This is a genomic window from Gallibacterium genomosp. 1 (assembly GCF_001678575.1).
Taxonomy (GTDB): Bacteria; Pseudomonadota; Gammaproteobacteria; order Enterobacterales; family Pasteurellaceae; genus Gallibacterium.
Genome location: NZ_JTJP01000058.1, coordinates 1 through 14,170 on the forward strand (window position 1 = coordinate 1; position 14,170 = coordinate 14,170).

General features: G+C 37.6%; 18 protein-coding genes. 14 read left to right on the top strand and 4 right to left on the bottom strand.

Annotated features, from left to right (window positions below; genetic code table 11):
• Positions 1-202 precede the first annotated feature (202 nt).
• From QV04_RS09950 to nrdA, 3 genes are all read right to left on the bottom strand, one after another.
• A complete protein-coding gene (locus QV04_RS09950; protein WP_065231712.1) occupies positions 203-469 on the bottom strand; it encodes a DUF5339 domain-containing protein in 267 nt (88 codons plus the stop codon).
• A 286-nt stretch (positions 470-755) separates the two neighbouring features.
• On the bottom strand, positions 756-1,886 hold the full coding sequence (gene nrdB / locus QV04_RS09955; RefSeq protein WP_065231711.1) for a class Ia ribonucleoside-diphosphate reductase subunit beta: 1,131 nt from the start codon (positions 1,884-1,886) through the stop codon (positions 756-758).
• A gap of 63 nt (positions 1,887-1,949) precedes the next feature.
• Positions 1,950-4,220 carry a class 1a ribonucleoside-diphosphate reductase subunit alpha gene (gene nrdA / locus QV04_RS09960; RefSeq protein WP_065231710.1) on the bottom strand — a complete coding sequence of 757 codons (2,271 nt, stop codon included), beginning with the start codon at positions 4,218-4,220 and terminating at the stop codon, positions 1,950-1,952.
• Positions 4,221-5,302: 1,082 nt separating this feature from the next.
• Between nrdA and QV04_RS09970 the strand changes: the two genes are divergently transcribed.
• The 14 genes from QV04_RS09970 to QV04_RS10040 all read left to right on the top strand — a co-directional run bounded on the left by QV04_RS09970 (position 5,303) and on the right by QV04_RS10040 (position 12,541).
• Positions 5,303-5,602 (top strand): type II toxin-antitoxin system HigB family toxin, encoded by a 300-nt coding sequence (locus QV04_RS09970; RefSeq protein ID WP_039096622.1) that lies wholly within the window; start codon positions 5,303-5,305, stop codon positions 5,600-5,602.
• A gap of 13 nt (positions 5,603-5,615) precedes the next feature.
• A complete protein-coding gene (locus tag QV04_RS09975; protein WP_039087268.1) occupies positions 5,616-5,975 on the top strand; it encodes a helix-turn-helix domain-containing protein in 360 nt (119 codons plus the stop codon).
• Between the two features lie 269 nt (positions 5,976-6,244).
• The gene (locus tag QV04_RS09980) at positions 6,245-6,505 is read left to right on the top strand and encodes a hypothetical protein (RefSeq protein ID WP_065231709.1); all 261 of its coding nucleotides are present in this window, start codon (positions 6,245-6,247) and stop codon (positions 6,503-6,505) included.
• A gap of 9 nt (positions 6,506-6,514) precedes the next feature.
• Positions 6,515-7,288 (top strand): hypothetical protein, encoded by a 774-nt coding sequence (locus QV04_RS09985; protein WP_156539729.1) that lies wholly within the window; start codon positions 6,515-6,517, stop codon positions 7,286-7,288.
• Positions 7,289-7,479: 191 nt separating this feature from the next.
• Entirely contained in the window at positions 7,480-7,662 is a 183-nt protein-coding gene (locus QV04_RS09990) for a helix-turn-helix transcriptional regulator (RefSeq protein WP_065231707.1), read from the top strand.
• A gap of 9 nt (positions 7,663-7,671) precedes the next feature.
• Positions 7,672-7,893: a helix-turn-helix transcriptional regulator gene (locus tag QV04_RS09995; protein WP_065231706.1), complete on the top strand. Its 222-nt coding sequence runs from the start codon at positions 7,672-7,674 to the stop codon at positions 7,891-7,893.
• 88 nt (positions 7,894-7,981) lie between these two features.
• Complete coding sequence (locus QV04_RS11690) at positions 7,982-8,143, top strand: hypothetical protein (RefSeq protein WP_196767680.1); 162 nt, start codon at positions 7,982-7,984, stop codon at positions 8,141-8,143.
• 38 nt (positions 8,144-8,181) lie between these two features.
• Positions 8,182-8,424, top strand: a complete 243-nt coding sequence (locus tag QV04_RS10005; protein WP_065231705.1) for a helix-turn-helix domain-containing protein — start codon at positions 8,182-8,184, stop codon at positions 8,422-8,424.
• A 4-nt stretch (positions 8,425-8,428) separates the two neighbouring features.
• Positions 8,429-8,791 (top strand): hypothetical protein, encoded by a 363-nt coding sequence (locus QV04_RS10010; protein WP_065231704.1) that lies wholly within the window; start codon positions 8,429-8,431, stop codon positions 8,789-8,791.
• Positions 8,792-8,911: 120 nt separating this feature from the next.
• A complete protein-coding gene (locus QV04_RS10015) occupies positions 8,912-9,463 on the top strand; it encodes an ash family protein (RefSeq protein WP_065231703.1) in 552 nt (183 codons plus the stop codon).
• Positions 9,464-9,858: 395 nt separating this feature from the next.
• Complete coding sequence (locus QV04_RS10025) at positions 9,859-10,083, top strand: hypothetical protein (protein ID WP_065231701.1); 225 nt, start codon at positions 9,859-9,861, stop codon at positions 10,081-10,083.
• A 1-nt stretch (position 10,084) separates the two neighbouring features.
• On the top strand, positions 10,085-10,420 hold the full coding sequence (locus tag QV04_RS10030; protein ID WP_065231700.1) for a hypothetical protein: 336 nt from the start codon (positions 10,085-10,087) through the stop codon (positions 10,418-10,420).
• Positions 10,413-10,763 (top strand): hypothetical protein, encoded by a 351-nt coding sequence (locus QV04_RS10035; RefSeq protein ID WP_065231699.1) that lies wholly within the window; start codon positions 10,413-10,415, stop codon positions 10,761-10,763. The genes QV04_RS10030 and QV04_RS10035 overlap by 8 nt, the downstream gene beginning before the upstream one ends.
• A complete protein-coding gene (locus QV04_RS10040) occupies positions 10,760-12,541 on the top strand; it encodes a DNA primase family protein (RefSeq protein ID WP_065233427.1) in 1,782 nt (593 codons plus the stop codon). Before QV04_RS10035 ends, QV04_RS10040 begins: the two co-directional genes overlap by 4 nt.
• A 180-nt stretch (positions 12,542-12,721) precedes the next feature.
• On the opposite strand, the gene QV04_RS10045 is transcribed toward QV04_RS10040, so the two are convergent.
• The gene (locus tag QV04_RS10045; RefSeq protein WP_065231697.1) at positions 12,722-13,924 is read right to left on the bottom strand and encodes an integrase arm-type DNA-binding domain-containing protein; all 1,203 of its coding nucleotides are present in this window, start codon (positions 13,922-13,924) and stop codon (positions 12,722-12,724) included.
• Between the last annotated feature and the right edge of the window lie 246 nt (positions 13,925-14,170).

Sequence of the window (14,170 nt, forward strand, 5' to 3'; positions counted from 1 at the left end):
AATCGTTGGCTGATTTTTTTATTTTCTGAATTTGGTTAGGGTAGAGATAAAATAGATTTATAGATAGATGAAAAATAAGCAATTAAAGAAACTTAGAAAAGGAGGTAATAAAACAAAGAATTATAGATAATAGGTTAGCGAAAATACCCCCCCCCCACTAAGGCAAATACGTGCGAGGGGCGAATTAAGAAATGTATCTTAATTATTTAATGCCCATTGCAGCTTTAGATTGTTTTAGTTGCTCAAGTGCTTGAGTACAACTTTGATCTTGAGCAGCGCTAGGTAAAGCGGCAAATTGTTGTTTTGCTGCTTCATATTGTTGTTTATATACGTCAACTTGTGCTTGTGGCATTGCTTTCAGCATACCTTCATACTCCTCAAAATATTTTTGGCAAGCAGGCGATAAATCTGCAGCAGATACGCTAACTGCAATACCCATTAATGATAAAGATAAAAGTAATTTTTTCATTGTTACGATTCCTTATGAATAAAAAATGAATAAAAGTTTGCCTATAAACCAGGCTTTTTTATTGTAACATACCTTTTTTTAAGTATCTATAATAATTTTACTTTTTTAAACAAAATAATTAAATTTCTAGGTGTAAATTAAACACCAAGAAAAGAAGATTATTTAGTAGAAATCCTATAAATTTGTGATAAAAGAAGAAAATTAAAGTAATCTGATAAGAAAAAAATATGCCAAAAAATGAAAGGCGTGAATTTTCACGCCCTAGTTCAATCAACTCTTTTTTAATTTAAAGTTTAAAATCTTCAAAATCATCGACATCAACTTTAGAGTCAATCTGACCAACAAGATAGGAGCTAACTTCCACTTCTTGTGGAGCAACTTGTACATTATCGGATACCAACCACGCATTAATCCATGGAATTGGATTGGAACGAGTAGTAAATGGTAATGGCAAACCAACCGCCTGCATACGAATATTAGTAATATATTCTACATATTGGCACAAAATATCTTTATTTAATCCGATCATTGAACCATCTTTAAAGAGATAATTTGCCCAATCTTTTTCTTGTTCAGCAGCGGCAACGAAAAGATCATAGGCTTCTTGTTGACATTCTTCTGCAATTTCTGCCATTTCTGGATCATCTTGACCTGCAGCCATAATATTTAGAATATGTTGTGTTCCAGTGAGATGAAGAGCTTCATCACGAGCTATAAATTTGATAATTTTTGCATTGCCTTCCATCAGTTTACGTTCTGCAAAGGCAAAAGAACAGGCAAAAGAAACATAAAAACGAATAGCTTCCAATGCATTGACACTCATTAAACAAAGGTAGAGCTGACGTTTTAAATTTCGTAATGTCACTTGATATTCTTTACCGTCAACTGTATAACTCCCTTCACCATAAAGGGAATAGAGCTGTGAATCACGAATTAGATCATCATAATAAGCTGAAATATCTCTTGCTCGTTTAATGATTTCCTGATTCGTAACAATATCATCAAATACAATCGAAGGATCATTCACAATATTGCGGATAATATGTGTATAGGAACGAGAATGAATGGTTTCTGAGAACGTCCAAGTTTCTATCCAAGTTTCTAATTCGGGAATAGATACCAACGGCAACAAAGCTACATTTGGACTTCGACCTTGAATTGAGTCGAGCAGTGTTTGATATTTTAAATTACTGATAAAAATATGTTTTTCGTGTTCCGGTAAAGATTGATAGTCAATACGATCTTGAGATACATCCACCTCTTCCGGACGCCAGAAAAAAGAGAGTTGTTTCTCAATAAGTTTTTCAAAAGTTTCATATTTTTGTTGATCGTAACGTGCCACATTTACGTTTTGTCCGAAAAACATCGGCTCTTTAAGTTGATCGTTTTTATGTTGTGAGAAGGTGGTATAAGCCATTTTATTTTCCTCGACTAGATATGAGTAAGAAAAAGGTCAGAGTGACTGACCTTTTTATTAGAATTAAATCTTACAAGCACCGCCGGCACAGCCATCATCAAGATCTTCTTGACTATCCTCAGCACCGTCACGCGTATTTTGATAATAAAGCGTTTTTATTCCATATTTATAGGCTGTCAATAAATCTTTTAACAACACTTTCATTGGCACTTTACCGTCTTCAAAGCGTTGTGGATCATAATTGGTATTAGCCGAAATGGATTGGTCGATAAATTTTTGCATAATCGCAACTAAATGCAAGTAACCATCGTTATTCGGAATATCCCAAAGCAATTCATAATTTTCACTTAAATTTTCATAATTTGGCACAACTTGACGCAGAATACCATCTTTTGATGCCTTGATGCTGACAAATCCACGTGGTGGTTCAATACCATTTGTTGCGTTAGAAATTTGTGAAGAGGTTTCTGACGGCATTAATGCGGTTAAGGTTGAGTTACGCAAGCCAAATTCTTGAATCTCTTTGCGTAAACTTTCCCAGTCATAATGCAGTGGTTCTTTGGTTAAACTATCGACATCTTTTTTGTAGGTATCGATCGGCAAAATACCTTTGGCATAAGTTGTTTCATCAAAGAATTGACAAGGCCCGAACTCTTTTGCTAATTGGTTTGATGCCTTCAATAAGTAATATTGAATCGCTTCAAAAGTGCGGTGAGTTAAATCATTGGCAGAACCGTCCGAATAACGCACACCGTTTTTGGCTAAATAATAGGCATAATTAATAACACCGATACCTAACGCACGACGACCCATTGCCCCAATTTCAGCTGCTTTCACTGGATAGTTTTGATAATCCAATAAAGCATCCAATGCACGCACTGCCAAATCAGCTAAATCTTCCAATTCATCCAAATTGTTTAATGCACCAAGATTGAATGCAGAAAGGGTACAAAGCGCAATTTCACCGTTTTCATCGTGAATATGTTGCAACGGCTTGGTCGGTAACGCAATTTCAAGGCAGAGATTGGATTGACGCACCGGTGCCACTGCAGGATCGAACGGCGAGTGAGTATTACAATGATCCACGTTTTGGATATAAATACGACCAGTTGATGCACGCTCCTGCATTAATAACGAGAACAGTTCGATAGCTTTAACCGAACGTTTACGAATATCCGGATCCTGCTCATATTTTAAATAAAGCTGTTCAAATTTTTCCTGATCGGCGAAGAACGCTGAATAAAGCCCCGGCACATCAGATGGGCTGAAGAGTGTAATATCTGCGCCTTTAATTAAACGTTGATACATCAGTTTATTTAACTGCACACCGTAATCCATATGGCGCACACGGTTATCTTCAACACCACGGTTATTTTTTAATACTAATAAACTTTCAACTTCTAAGTGCCAAATTGGGTAATAAACCGTTGCAGCACCACCGCGAACACCACCTTGAGAGCAAGATTTCACCGCTGTTTGGAAATGTTTATAAAATGGGATACAGCCGGTATGGAATGCTTCTCCATTACGGATTGGACTACCCAATGCACGAATAGCGCCGGCATTTACGCCAATTCCGGCACGTTGTGACACATATTTCACAATAGCGGCAGAAGTTGCATTAATTGAGTCTAAACTATCATCACATTCGATTAATACGCAGGAGCTGAATTGACGAGTTGGGGTACGAACACCCGCCATAATTGGTGTTGGTAATGAAATTTTAAAAGTGGATGTCGCATCGTAAAAGCGGCGAATATAATTCAAACGCGTTTCTTTTGGATATTGGGCAAATAAGGAGGCAGCGACTAAAATATATAAAAATTGAGCAGACTCATAAATCTCACCAGTTACGCGATTTTGTACTAGATATTTCCCTTCAAGCTGTTTAACAGCAGCATAAGAGAAAGTCATATCACGCCAATGATCGAGATAAGTATCCATTTCATCCCATTCTTCACGGGAATAATCTACTAAAAGAGAAGCGTCGTATTTCCCCATACGAACTAAACGCTTTACTTGTTCATAAAGGCGAGGTGGCTCAAAATGACCGAAAGCTTTTTTACGTAAATGGAAAATAGCTAAACGAGCAGCAAGGTACTGATAGTCTGGAGTATCTTTACTAATTAAATCTGCAGCAGATTTAATGATTGTTTCGTGAATATCAGAAGTTTTAATGCCTTCATAAAACTGAATATGTGAACGCAATTCTACTTGCGAAACAGAAACATTATTTAAACCTTCTGCTGCCCAAGTAATTACACGATGGATTTTATCCAAATTGATAGGCTCTAAACGCCCATCACGTTTAGTTACTCGAAGTGATGTATTCATTAATAAAGATCCCTAACACAATATGTTGTATTTTTAAAAAAATTTTCGTCAATATAATGTGTTTCGAGAAAAACTCAAGCAGAAAAATTTTTTGAAATGAGCGATCTATAATTGACAAAAAATAACTTATTTAAAAATAAAGGATTTCTTAATCTGAGCGTAAATCTGTTCGTACAAAAAGAAAACAGTGCAAGGTTAAGTATAATAATTTTAATAAATTTCGTTTAAAATCAACAACATAACTAAAAATTCATCAGAATGGGATGATTAAATTAAAAAATGTATTAATTAAAACTATCTATACGATATTAAATGGGTTGGAAATATAAGATATTAAAAATAAGAATGGTGCACCGGGTGGACTCGTTTTAATTATTTATATGATTGATTTTAATTGATATTTTATTTTATTAATTTGTTCATAGTTACTTTCATAGTTACTAAAATCCAAAGCCACCGTAATTTGTTACTATACGGCTTTATTTTAGCTTAGTTTTCTCTTTGCCGAACAATATTTTTTATAAATAGTGTACACCCTATTCACCTTTTATATATTTAAAGAAAAAAATAAATATATATCAATAATATATATAATATTTTTAGGGTGAACACTAGTGTTAACCAGTGTTCATCAGTGTTCACCTTTGAAGAAGTTTTAAATCTGTATTTAGTGGCTTAAATTGAGCCACTAATTTAATTTTGTATTTTCGACATTTATCGACATCATTTTAGAGAATTATTTTTATTTCTTGATCACGCTATAAACCCTTATTACATAAGGCATAAGCAGGCAAAACAATGATATTTTGATCGCCCTATTTGCCTTAATTATTCAACAAGATGATGATGACTAGAAAAGCGAAAAATTGCCGAAAACCGCGAGCCCGCAACCCCGTGGAAAGCCCTACCCGTTGGGAGTACCTTTTTCATAGGAGGGCGGGCAAAAAGTTCAACGAAAAACCCCAAGCAACCGCCCCTGTAACCTTATGTAATCGCTATTACAGTTTTTCTACCTTTTTTAAGATAATCATTGAATTAATCCCATTTTGGGATATAATCAATTCAAAACTTGAGGGAAAGAAATGAGAATTATCTCAACGGCAAAATTAATCGCTTACTATCAAAAGCACCCAGAAACGGAACAGCCCTTAAAAGCCTGGATTGCGGAAGCTAAAAAAGCAAACTGGCAAAGCGTACACGATATAAAGGCGCAGTATCGTAATGCAAGTATTTTAAAAAATCGCCGTGTTGTCTTTAACATTAAAGGCAATGATCACCGCTTAATTGTTGCTATCGCATTTCAGATGGGGGCGATTTACATTAAATTCATAGGCACACATAAAGAATATGACAATATCAACGCAGATAGCATTGAGCCGTAAAGGGAGGGAAGAAATGAATATCAAGCCAATAAGAACAGAAGCCGATTATCAAGCGGCGTTACGCAATATAGAGCCTTATTTTGATTTAGAGCAAATGACAGAAGAACAGCAAGATTATTTTGAAATAATGCTTGCTTTGATTGAGGCTTACGAGGCGAAGCACTACCCAATAGAACCGCCTGATCCAATAGAGGCGATTAAGTTTAGAATGGAGCAACAAGGGCTTGAAATTAAAGATTTAGAAGGGATTATTGGCAAGCCAAATAGAGTTTATGAAATCTTCAATAAAACAAGACCGCTAACGCTAAATATGATTAGAAATATCAATAAAAAAATGGGTATTAGTGCAGATATTTTAATCCACCAGCATTAAGAACTTATTCAATTAAAAAAATAGCCTTGCCGATTGGCAGGGCTTTTTTATTACTAGATAAAAACACAGTTAAATGATTGCGTTTGTGATTTATGTAGACGTATAATGACGCACAAAGAAGCAATTAATCAGTTATTAACTATTCCTTAATAACTCAAAATTAAGTGCAACTAGAGACGGCGTAATTAACCGGCTTGAAGAGAAAGTAACCCTATTTGCTTTTCTGTTGCACTACCATCAATAAATAGGGCAACGTATAGGGGCGTTTTATGGGTGACAATTCCTATAACAAAAATCAATTTATCTCTATTGAAGAACTTATTAAATGGGCTTTGCCTTTCAATAAAAACGATCGAGAAAAAGCACTTAGCGATTTAATCCGGACTTTGCAAATGCAGGGCGAAGACTGTTACCTATACGAGCAAATATCAGGAATAAAGCCAAGATTATTAAAATCTAAAGAACCGGCTTTATTAAAAGCACTTGATATAAGATTACAAGATTACTTAAATGATGATATGCCATTTTGAGAAGGGGGAATGATGGATTTAAGAAGCGATCTTTTAATTAAAAAGTCAGATATCGAAAAATCGTTAGGCGTAAGCATTGAGCCGAATAATAAAAAGCCAAAACTAAATGCCAATTTATCTACATTTGCAATGTTTCCCGAACTTTCTATTGAAGATGTTATTTGCATATTTTTAGATATTCCCTTTGGCGATGGCCATATTGAATATGATCGTATTTATTCCGCTTTGGTTGATGCAATTGAAAATAAAAGAATTAAAGGGCGAATAGGCTATGATTTTTATGGCAATACTAGCTATTTTATATCGCACGACACCGCCAACCAATGGGCGAAAACATACGGCTTAAATTGGAATGTTCCGAGTTATAAAGACCCTAACGCGACAATAGTCGAAAACACTTCAGAAGAAAATGATAATTTAGAAAAAGAGCTTGAACAGGCTAAACAAAGAATTGTCGAATTAGAAACAATATTACAAAGCAAAGAAGAGCAAGCCGAAAAAGTGAATTTCAATGCTGTTGATTATGATCAATTTAGCATTTACGGCCATACAAGCGAAAATTTAAATATTGTTTTTGAGGTTATAAAGAAATTTGCCTCAAAAGTGGATAAAGACAATCCGCACTCTTACCCAACGAAAGAGGAATTAAAGGCATTTATCAAACGCTATTTTAGTGATAATGAAAAGTTAGCCGAAGCGATTTATCAAATAATTATTCCTGAAAATGTGAAAACAAGAGGAAGAACACCGCAAGGCGTAGAGACCTTTCAAGGCTTTAATTAACGGCAATTATTACATCCAATAAGGCTATATTCTAATAAAGGGTATAGCCTTTTTTATGGGCTTTATTCTATATCCTTTACAAACCTTTTTAGTCTATAACTTAATCCTTTCATTTTCCATAATTTCCACCACCAAGACGCACAGGGATAAACCTAGACTTATTCAGCAACGTATTTTTAAAGGGGGAAATAATGGAAAAAACACCTATTGAAAAACACTACACACAAAAAGAACTCACAGCGTTAGGCATTGGATCACGTTCAACTGTAGATCGCCTTGTACGTGCAGGCAAATTAAAACGGGTAAAAATTGGAGCTTGTAGCCGTTACCCTGAAAGCAGCGTAAAAGCCTATTTAGACAGTATCAACGCATAAGGGGGAAAGATGGAGCAAATTAAAAAACTTATTTCAGGCAAGGAAGTAACCGCCTTTGTTGGCTTTGGCCGCACAAAATTGAATGAGCTAGTTAAAGCAAATCAATTCCCACAGCCGATCCGCTTTTCACAAAATTTTATCCGTTGGGATTTAGAAGAAGTGAATGCGTGGATTGAAGAGCAGAAAGCGGCACGTTCTGGCAACCAATCCAAAATTGGATTGGTTGAATAGTGGATAAATCAAAGGTAAGTAAATGCAGCATAAAGGCATTATTGGATTTATCAGCAGATTATTAACGATAGTCAATATAGGGGGAAATATGAGCGAGCAAGGTGCAGACAAAGCAGGATTAGCCATATCAGACGGCATTAAATCATTTTTTCGATATGTTGGAATGGGGATATTTATTGCACTGATTTTATGGTTATTGCCAAGTGTATTAAGTGCATTATCAGATTTTATATTAGCGATTAGAACTTAATCAAAAAACAGACAAGAAAAACACAGCAAGGAGGAATTATGCAAATCACTGATACTAGCCGCAACACGCAGCGATTAGCCATTTTGAACAGGTTAAAACAAGGGGCTTGTTCAACATTGGAATTTAGAGCAATGGGCATTTGTAGCCCGGCACCGCGTATTATGGAGTTACGCGCACAAGGCTATGACATTTCCACCAGCAAAAAAAACGAAATCGATCACGCAGGGGTTAAGCACAACGGCATAGCCGTTTATACCTTACATTCAACACCGGAGGACTAAAGAAATGACAACATCACAAAAAATCAAATTAGGCGAAATTAAAGGACTTATCGCCCAAATTAAAGCACTTTCAGAAGCTGGCGGATTAAACGCGGTTTCAATGACGGAGAAAGGCAAATCAAAGCCAGTTAGCCGAACCGGAATTTTTAAATCCATCAACACGATTGCAGCACTGGCAGAAATTGAAATGCAAGAGCTGGCGGAAAGTATCGAGCAGACAAAAACCTTGCTAGAAATCGCTAGCAATCAAGGCGGACAAGTTACCGACAAAGACGGCAAGCCGTTATCTGTTGAAGAAGTCTTAGAATTGGCATTTGACGTACTCACCGAAGCAGAAACGCACTTAAATACGCTTATTAACCACTAATTTTTATTTGTCACATTGTCACAACTTACACCGCTGGTGGAAGTTACAAAGGAAACTAAGCAAAGAAAAAGGCTTACAGCGGTAAGCCTTAATATTCAATACCCAGAAAACAGGATGATTATGCAAATCACGAAAACCAATTATAGCCAAAATATGAATATCGTTCATATATATTTTGATATGAATGAAAATTTTTATCGTGCAACCGAGGCAAATTTATCGTATTTTAACACCGCACTTTCAAACAGTGCCGAGCCTGGAAACTCGAACGATATATCAGTGGCGTATAGTAACACGCCTATTAATGCGTGTTTTTTTATGCGTAGCACAAACACACCCAAAGAACGCCTAAAAATGGCGTGTTCTTCTATGGTAGCGTGTTATGGGAAAGGTTTCGCCCTTTGCTGTGTTCCACTGATCGCAGTTTTCCAGCCCGTAACACGTTACCGCCCAAGCCTGGAAACTTTCGCGGTAACTTCTAAATATTTATTCAGTGGAGTTACAGCAATGCTTTATCTATTCAAAGCCGTGAGCCGTTCAGACTTACGCAATACAAAAAAACATTTTTCCTTATTCCCACGTTATACCGTGCGCATAAATGCCGACAGTATCGAGCAAGCCACCGCACAAGTCGCCCCGTTTTTTGTGATTTTGGGGGTGAAAAATGTTTAATCTCACCTTGACCCCTAATGTAGTAAATTGTAGTATTGCGGACACTACTACATACAACGGAAACCGCACCCGTAAGACTTGCGGATTTTTTACACCTCAAATTCATATCCAAGGGCGACTAACCCTATCAGATAATGCCGAATTTGTGGCAAGGTCTATACGCCGAACTAAGGCGGAGTTTATCCGCACGAATAAGGTGAGCCGATTAACAGCGGTAGTTGAAGCCTTGCCACACCTATCAAGGTTGGCAAATCATTTACTAATTACTGTTAAGAGAACTTCCACAATGAAAACTATCACAAAACCCACCGCACTATTAGGCGCGGTTTATCCTATAGCTGCTTTTCTATCACAATGCAAATTTACATTCTGCTTAGCTTCTGTGGAGGTGAGCAATGAGCGCTAATACCAAAAATAAAACACTACAACTTGAGGTTTTAGAAAGAGACATTAGCGCGTTACACCAACCGATCACGCTATTAAATATTCTAGCCGGACGCACCGATATTGAAGCGTTAGAGCCTTGTGAAATTCAAGATGCCTTAAAGGGCATTGAAACCTTGTTATATGCACAGCTTGAAATGATCGAAGACAGAATCGCAATGTTAAAGGAGGATTAAAATGTATAAAATCACAAGAACCGTTGATATTGGTAATGGATTGGGATTAAACCTTATTCAAAGATTAGCCACCAGCGAAAAACTGGCAAAAGCCTATCAAGCGGAATATTACCGAAAATATGGGCAACTTTTGCAAATTTCAAAGACGTTTAAAGCAGGTTTAGCGATTTTTGAAATGAAATCATCAATGATTTTTGGCATTGTTGAGAATGAGAAAGAGGCGAGAACGGCAATCAGACATTTCCAGGTAATATTTCCATTATTTGAATTTAATACATTGCCTTTAACTGATTTGAGGCTAGCCCCTTTTTTCTTAAAGGAGGCGAACAATGGCTAAACCTACTTCAACAATAAGTCATTTTCCACAATGGAAACGGCAAGGCGAGCTAATCAAGCTGGCTAACCGCAGATGCTTTGATAATTTCCCTGATGCTTTTCATCATAAAACTCAGATGAAAAAAGAGAGCCAAGCCCTACTTGAAGGGCTTGTACAAGGGCGTAAATTGTTGCTTGAGCTAATCAATGATCAAACGTTAAACACTGAACAGCAAGCAAAAAATAAAGCCTTTAAACGTTCAGCCAAGTTTTTAATTGAGCTTTTAACGGCAGTGGTAGCGGATGTGGAACAGTTGGAAACCGAGCGGACGGAAAGCGAGAAATTGGCGGAGGGTGAACAATGACTAAACCATTGAAAAACGCCCCAAATATGGCAAAGCAGAAGATGGGTGAGCCTTATAGTGCTTTAACTATTCTAGCCGGCTCTAATGCGTGGCAGGCGTGGAATAAAGGCAACGGCACAGAATGGCTACTTATTGCAGAAAATGACAGCGAACGGCGCAACGCCGTTCCCGTTATTCTAGGCGAAGCGCAGTTAAAGCAGATTAGCCAATATCGATTAGCCCCGAAAGATAAAAAGATGATTGATATTTTCCAATATGGCGAGCTTAGCAGTGATCAATTAGATGAAATTTGCTTAAACCTTGCCAAACACACCGAAGCGCAAACAGTCGCTTTATATAATTCTATTGGCGACAGAATGGAGGATTTAAGCGGCTACATTGAAAGAATGAGGAAAGGCGACACGGTAGCCAATGAACAGGAAGTTAGAGGATGGTTAAACCGTGATGAAACGATTAAAGACAGTTCCGCCACCAGCGAAAAAGCAAAGGCATTTAAGCAGTGGTTAGGGCTTGATTTAGCGTTACAACGTGGCAGCCGTGAAATCTATGCTTATGATGGCAATCTTTGGCAACAAGTAGATGATGAAACACTGGAAGAAAAAGCGGTGCAATTTTTTGAGGTAAATCAACTTTTATACAGTGATGTTTCTGTTTTGAGGTTGATCAACACCTTAAAAATACAGTTACCAAAAATGATAGAGTCTTCATCATCATTAATCTATTTCCGAAATGGCACGTTAAACCGTAATACGTTGTTATTTGAGCCAATCAAGCGAGAGGATTTTGTCACCTCTTGCCTGAATTGTGATTATAGCGACCAACCACAACCAACACCGCACTTTAATCACTGGTTAGAATTTGTGGCCAACGGCAATGAACAGAAAAAAACGAATATTCTGGCCGCACTTTATGCCGTGTTGACCAACCGTTATGACTGGCAACTCTTTTTTGAAATCACCGGAGATGGCGGAAGTGGTAAATCTGTTTTTGCTAAGATTGCGACAATGCTAGTAGGCAGCAATAGCACCGCACAAGGACGCTTAGAAGATATGGACGACCCAAAAGGGCGAGAAAACTTCATCAATAAAAATTTGATCATCAGTTCCGAACAGTCACGCTATGGCGGTGATGGGGCAGGATTAAAGAGCATTACCGGAGGCGACCCGGTAAGCATTAACCCAAAATATAGAAAACCTTTTGATACGGTTATTCAATCGCTGGTGATGATAGTCAATAACGAAGCGACCCGATTTACAGAACGTTGCGGAGGCATTGATAGACGGCGTGTTATTTATTGTTTTGATCGTGTTGTTCCTGATGAGCAACGTGATCCGGACTTATTGGCAAAGATTGAACAAGAAATTAGCGGCGTAGTTTATCAACTTATGCAGCGATTTAAAGACCCAATGGACGCAAAACGGGCTTTATACAATCAGCAGGGAAGTGAAGAAGCGTTAGAAGTAAAATCACAAACCGACCATATCACCGAATTTTGTGGCTATTTCTTCACAAGTGAGCAATGCAACGGGCTATTTGTGGGCAATGCCGGAATGTTTAGGGCAGAACGCACACACCTTTATCCGGCATATCTTGCCTTTACCAGAGCTGGCGGCATAAAAAGCGAATTAAGCCTAAATAATTTTGCTATATCACTGAAACAAGGGCTTAAACAGCACGGCAATAAGCCGGACTATGCCAAAAAAAGAACAAAATCAGGCTTTCGCACTAACGTGCATTTTAAGGATGTGGAAGAGTTTATAAAATCCTTTATAAAATAAATAGTTAGGTTTAAAAATAGGGCAGAAATGCCCTTTTTATTGCCTAAAATAGCCTAAAAGGGTGCACCCCTAAAGTGAACACTCTACACCCTATTTTTTATATTTAAGATATTGAAATATAAATAAAAAATATTGCTAATGCACAGGGTGAACACCTTTTAGCAAAAAAAATTTATTGGACTAGATAGTCTTTTCGCACTTTTCCACATAATCGCCCCAAATTTGCATAGCCGGGCGACGTAACTCAACATAATCATAACGATTATAGGCTTGACTGGTTGAGTCGCCTATCTTATGAGCAAGGCAGCTTTCAGCGATCCGAAAATCAATCGCCTGTTCTTCTAAATACGTTCTAGCAATAGATCGTAAACCGTGGCTATCCTGAATGCCTTTATAGCCAATTTTGCGCAAAGCATTAGCGACCAGCTCTTTACTCGCCGACCTATTAGGCAAGTGATTATGAGGAAACACAAAACAATGTTGCCCAGTCATTGGCTTTAACTCTTGTAGCAGAGAAAGCATTTGCGAAGAAAGCGGCACAATATGGGAAAATTGCCCTTGCTTAGTTTTCTTCATTTTAATAGCAGGAATAACCCAAAGATTTTTAACAAAGTCTATTTCCGCCCATTCAACCGATACCGCTTCAGCAGGTCTAACCATTGAAAGCAGTTGCCACTTAAACAAGAGCTTAGTAAGTAAAGAAAGTCGAGCATTGGCAACATCAAAGAGCAGTTTAGGCAGTTGTTCCGGCTTAATTGCCGGGTGATTGGTTTGTGGTGCTTTATGATAAGCACTTGCCGCCTTTTGGCATAAATTTATCTGAATCACGCCGATTGTGACGGCATAATTAAAAATCTGATTGGTTAGATTGAACATTCTATGTAGCGTATCATTAAAGCCCTGATCGTCTAGAGGCTTTAACACTTCAATGAGCAAAGGGGAAGTGATTTTGTCTATTTTATAATTGCCAATCACCGGGAATAGATAGCGTTCAAGCCTAGCCCAATTTTTTTGCATTGTAAGCGGTTCTACTTCTTTCGCCCTCTTTTCTTTCCAACGGCAGGCAATGGAATAGAATGTATGTGATTGTTCTTGCCCCTGCAGTTTTATTTGTTCTTGCGGATCGACACCATTAGCCAATAATGCCCGAAATTCCTCACGTTTTGCCCGTGCTTGTGATAAAGATATTTCAGGATAAGCCCCGATACTAAACTTAGTGCGTTTATTGATGACAGGGCGATAATAATTAAATTGCCACGTTTTAGAACCGGTGGTGGAGATAAGCAAAAATAGTCCATTGCCATCAGTTAAAGTATAGGGCCTGCCCTTTGGTTTTGCCCGGTCAATTTCTGTATTGGTTAAAGGCTTTGTAACCCTTGCCATATCAAGTTCCTTTTGTTTTTAGTAACTATGTAAAAACAAATTTAGCACATAGTTACTATGATAGTTACTAAAATCTTTGGTCAGAACCGATTTAATACGAAAGGTTGCGAGGGGTAAAACAACCGAAAAGCCCTGTTATTACTGGATTTATAAAGGTTTTTTGATTATATATGAAAGGTTGCGAAAGGTAAGATGGTGCGACCGGGTGGACTCGAACCACTGACCCCCACCATGTCAAGGTGATGC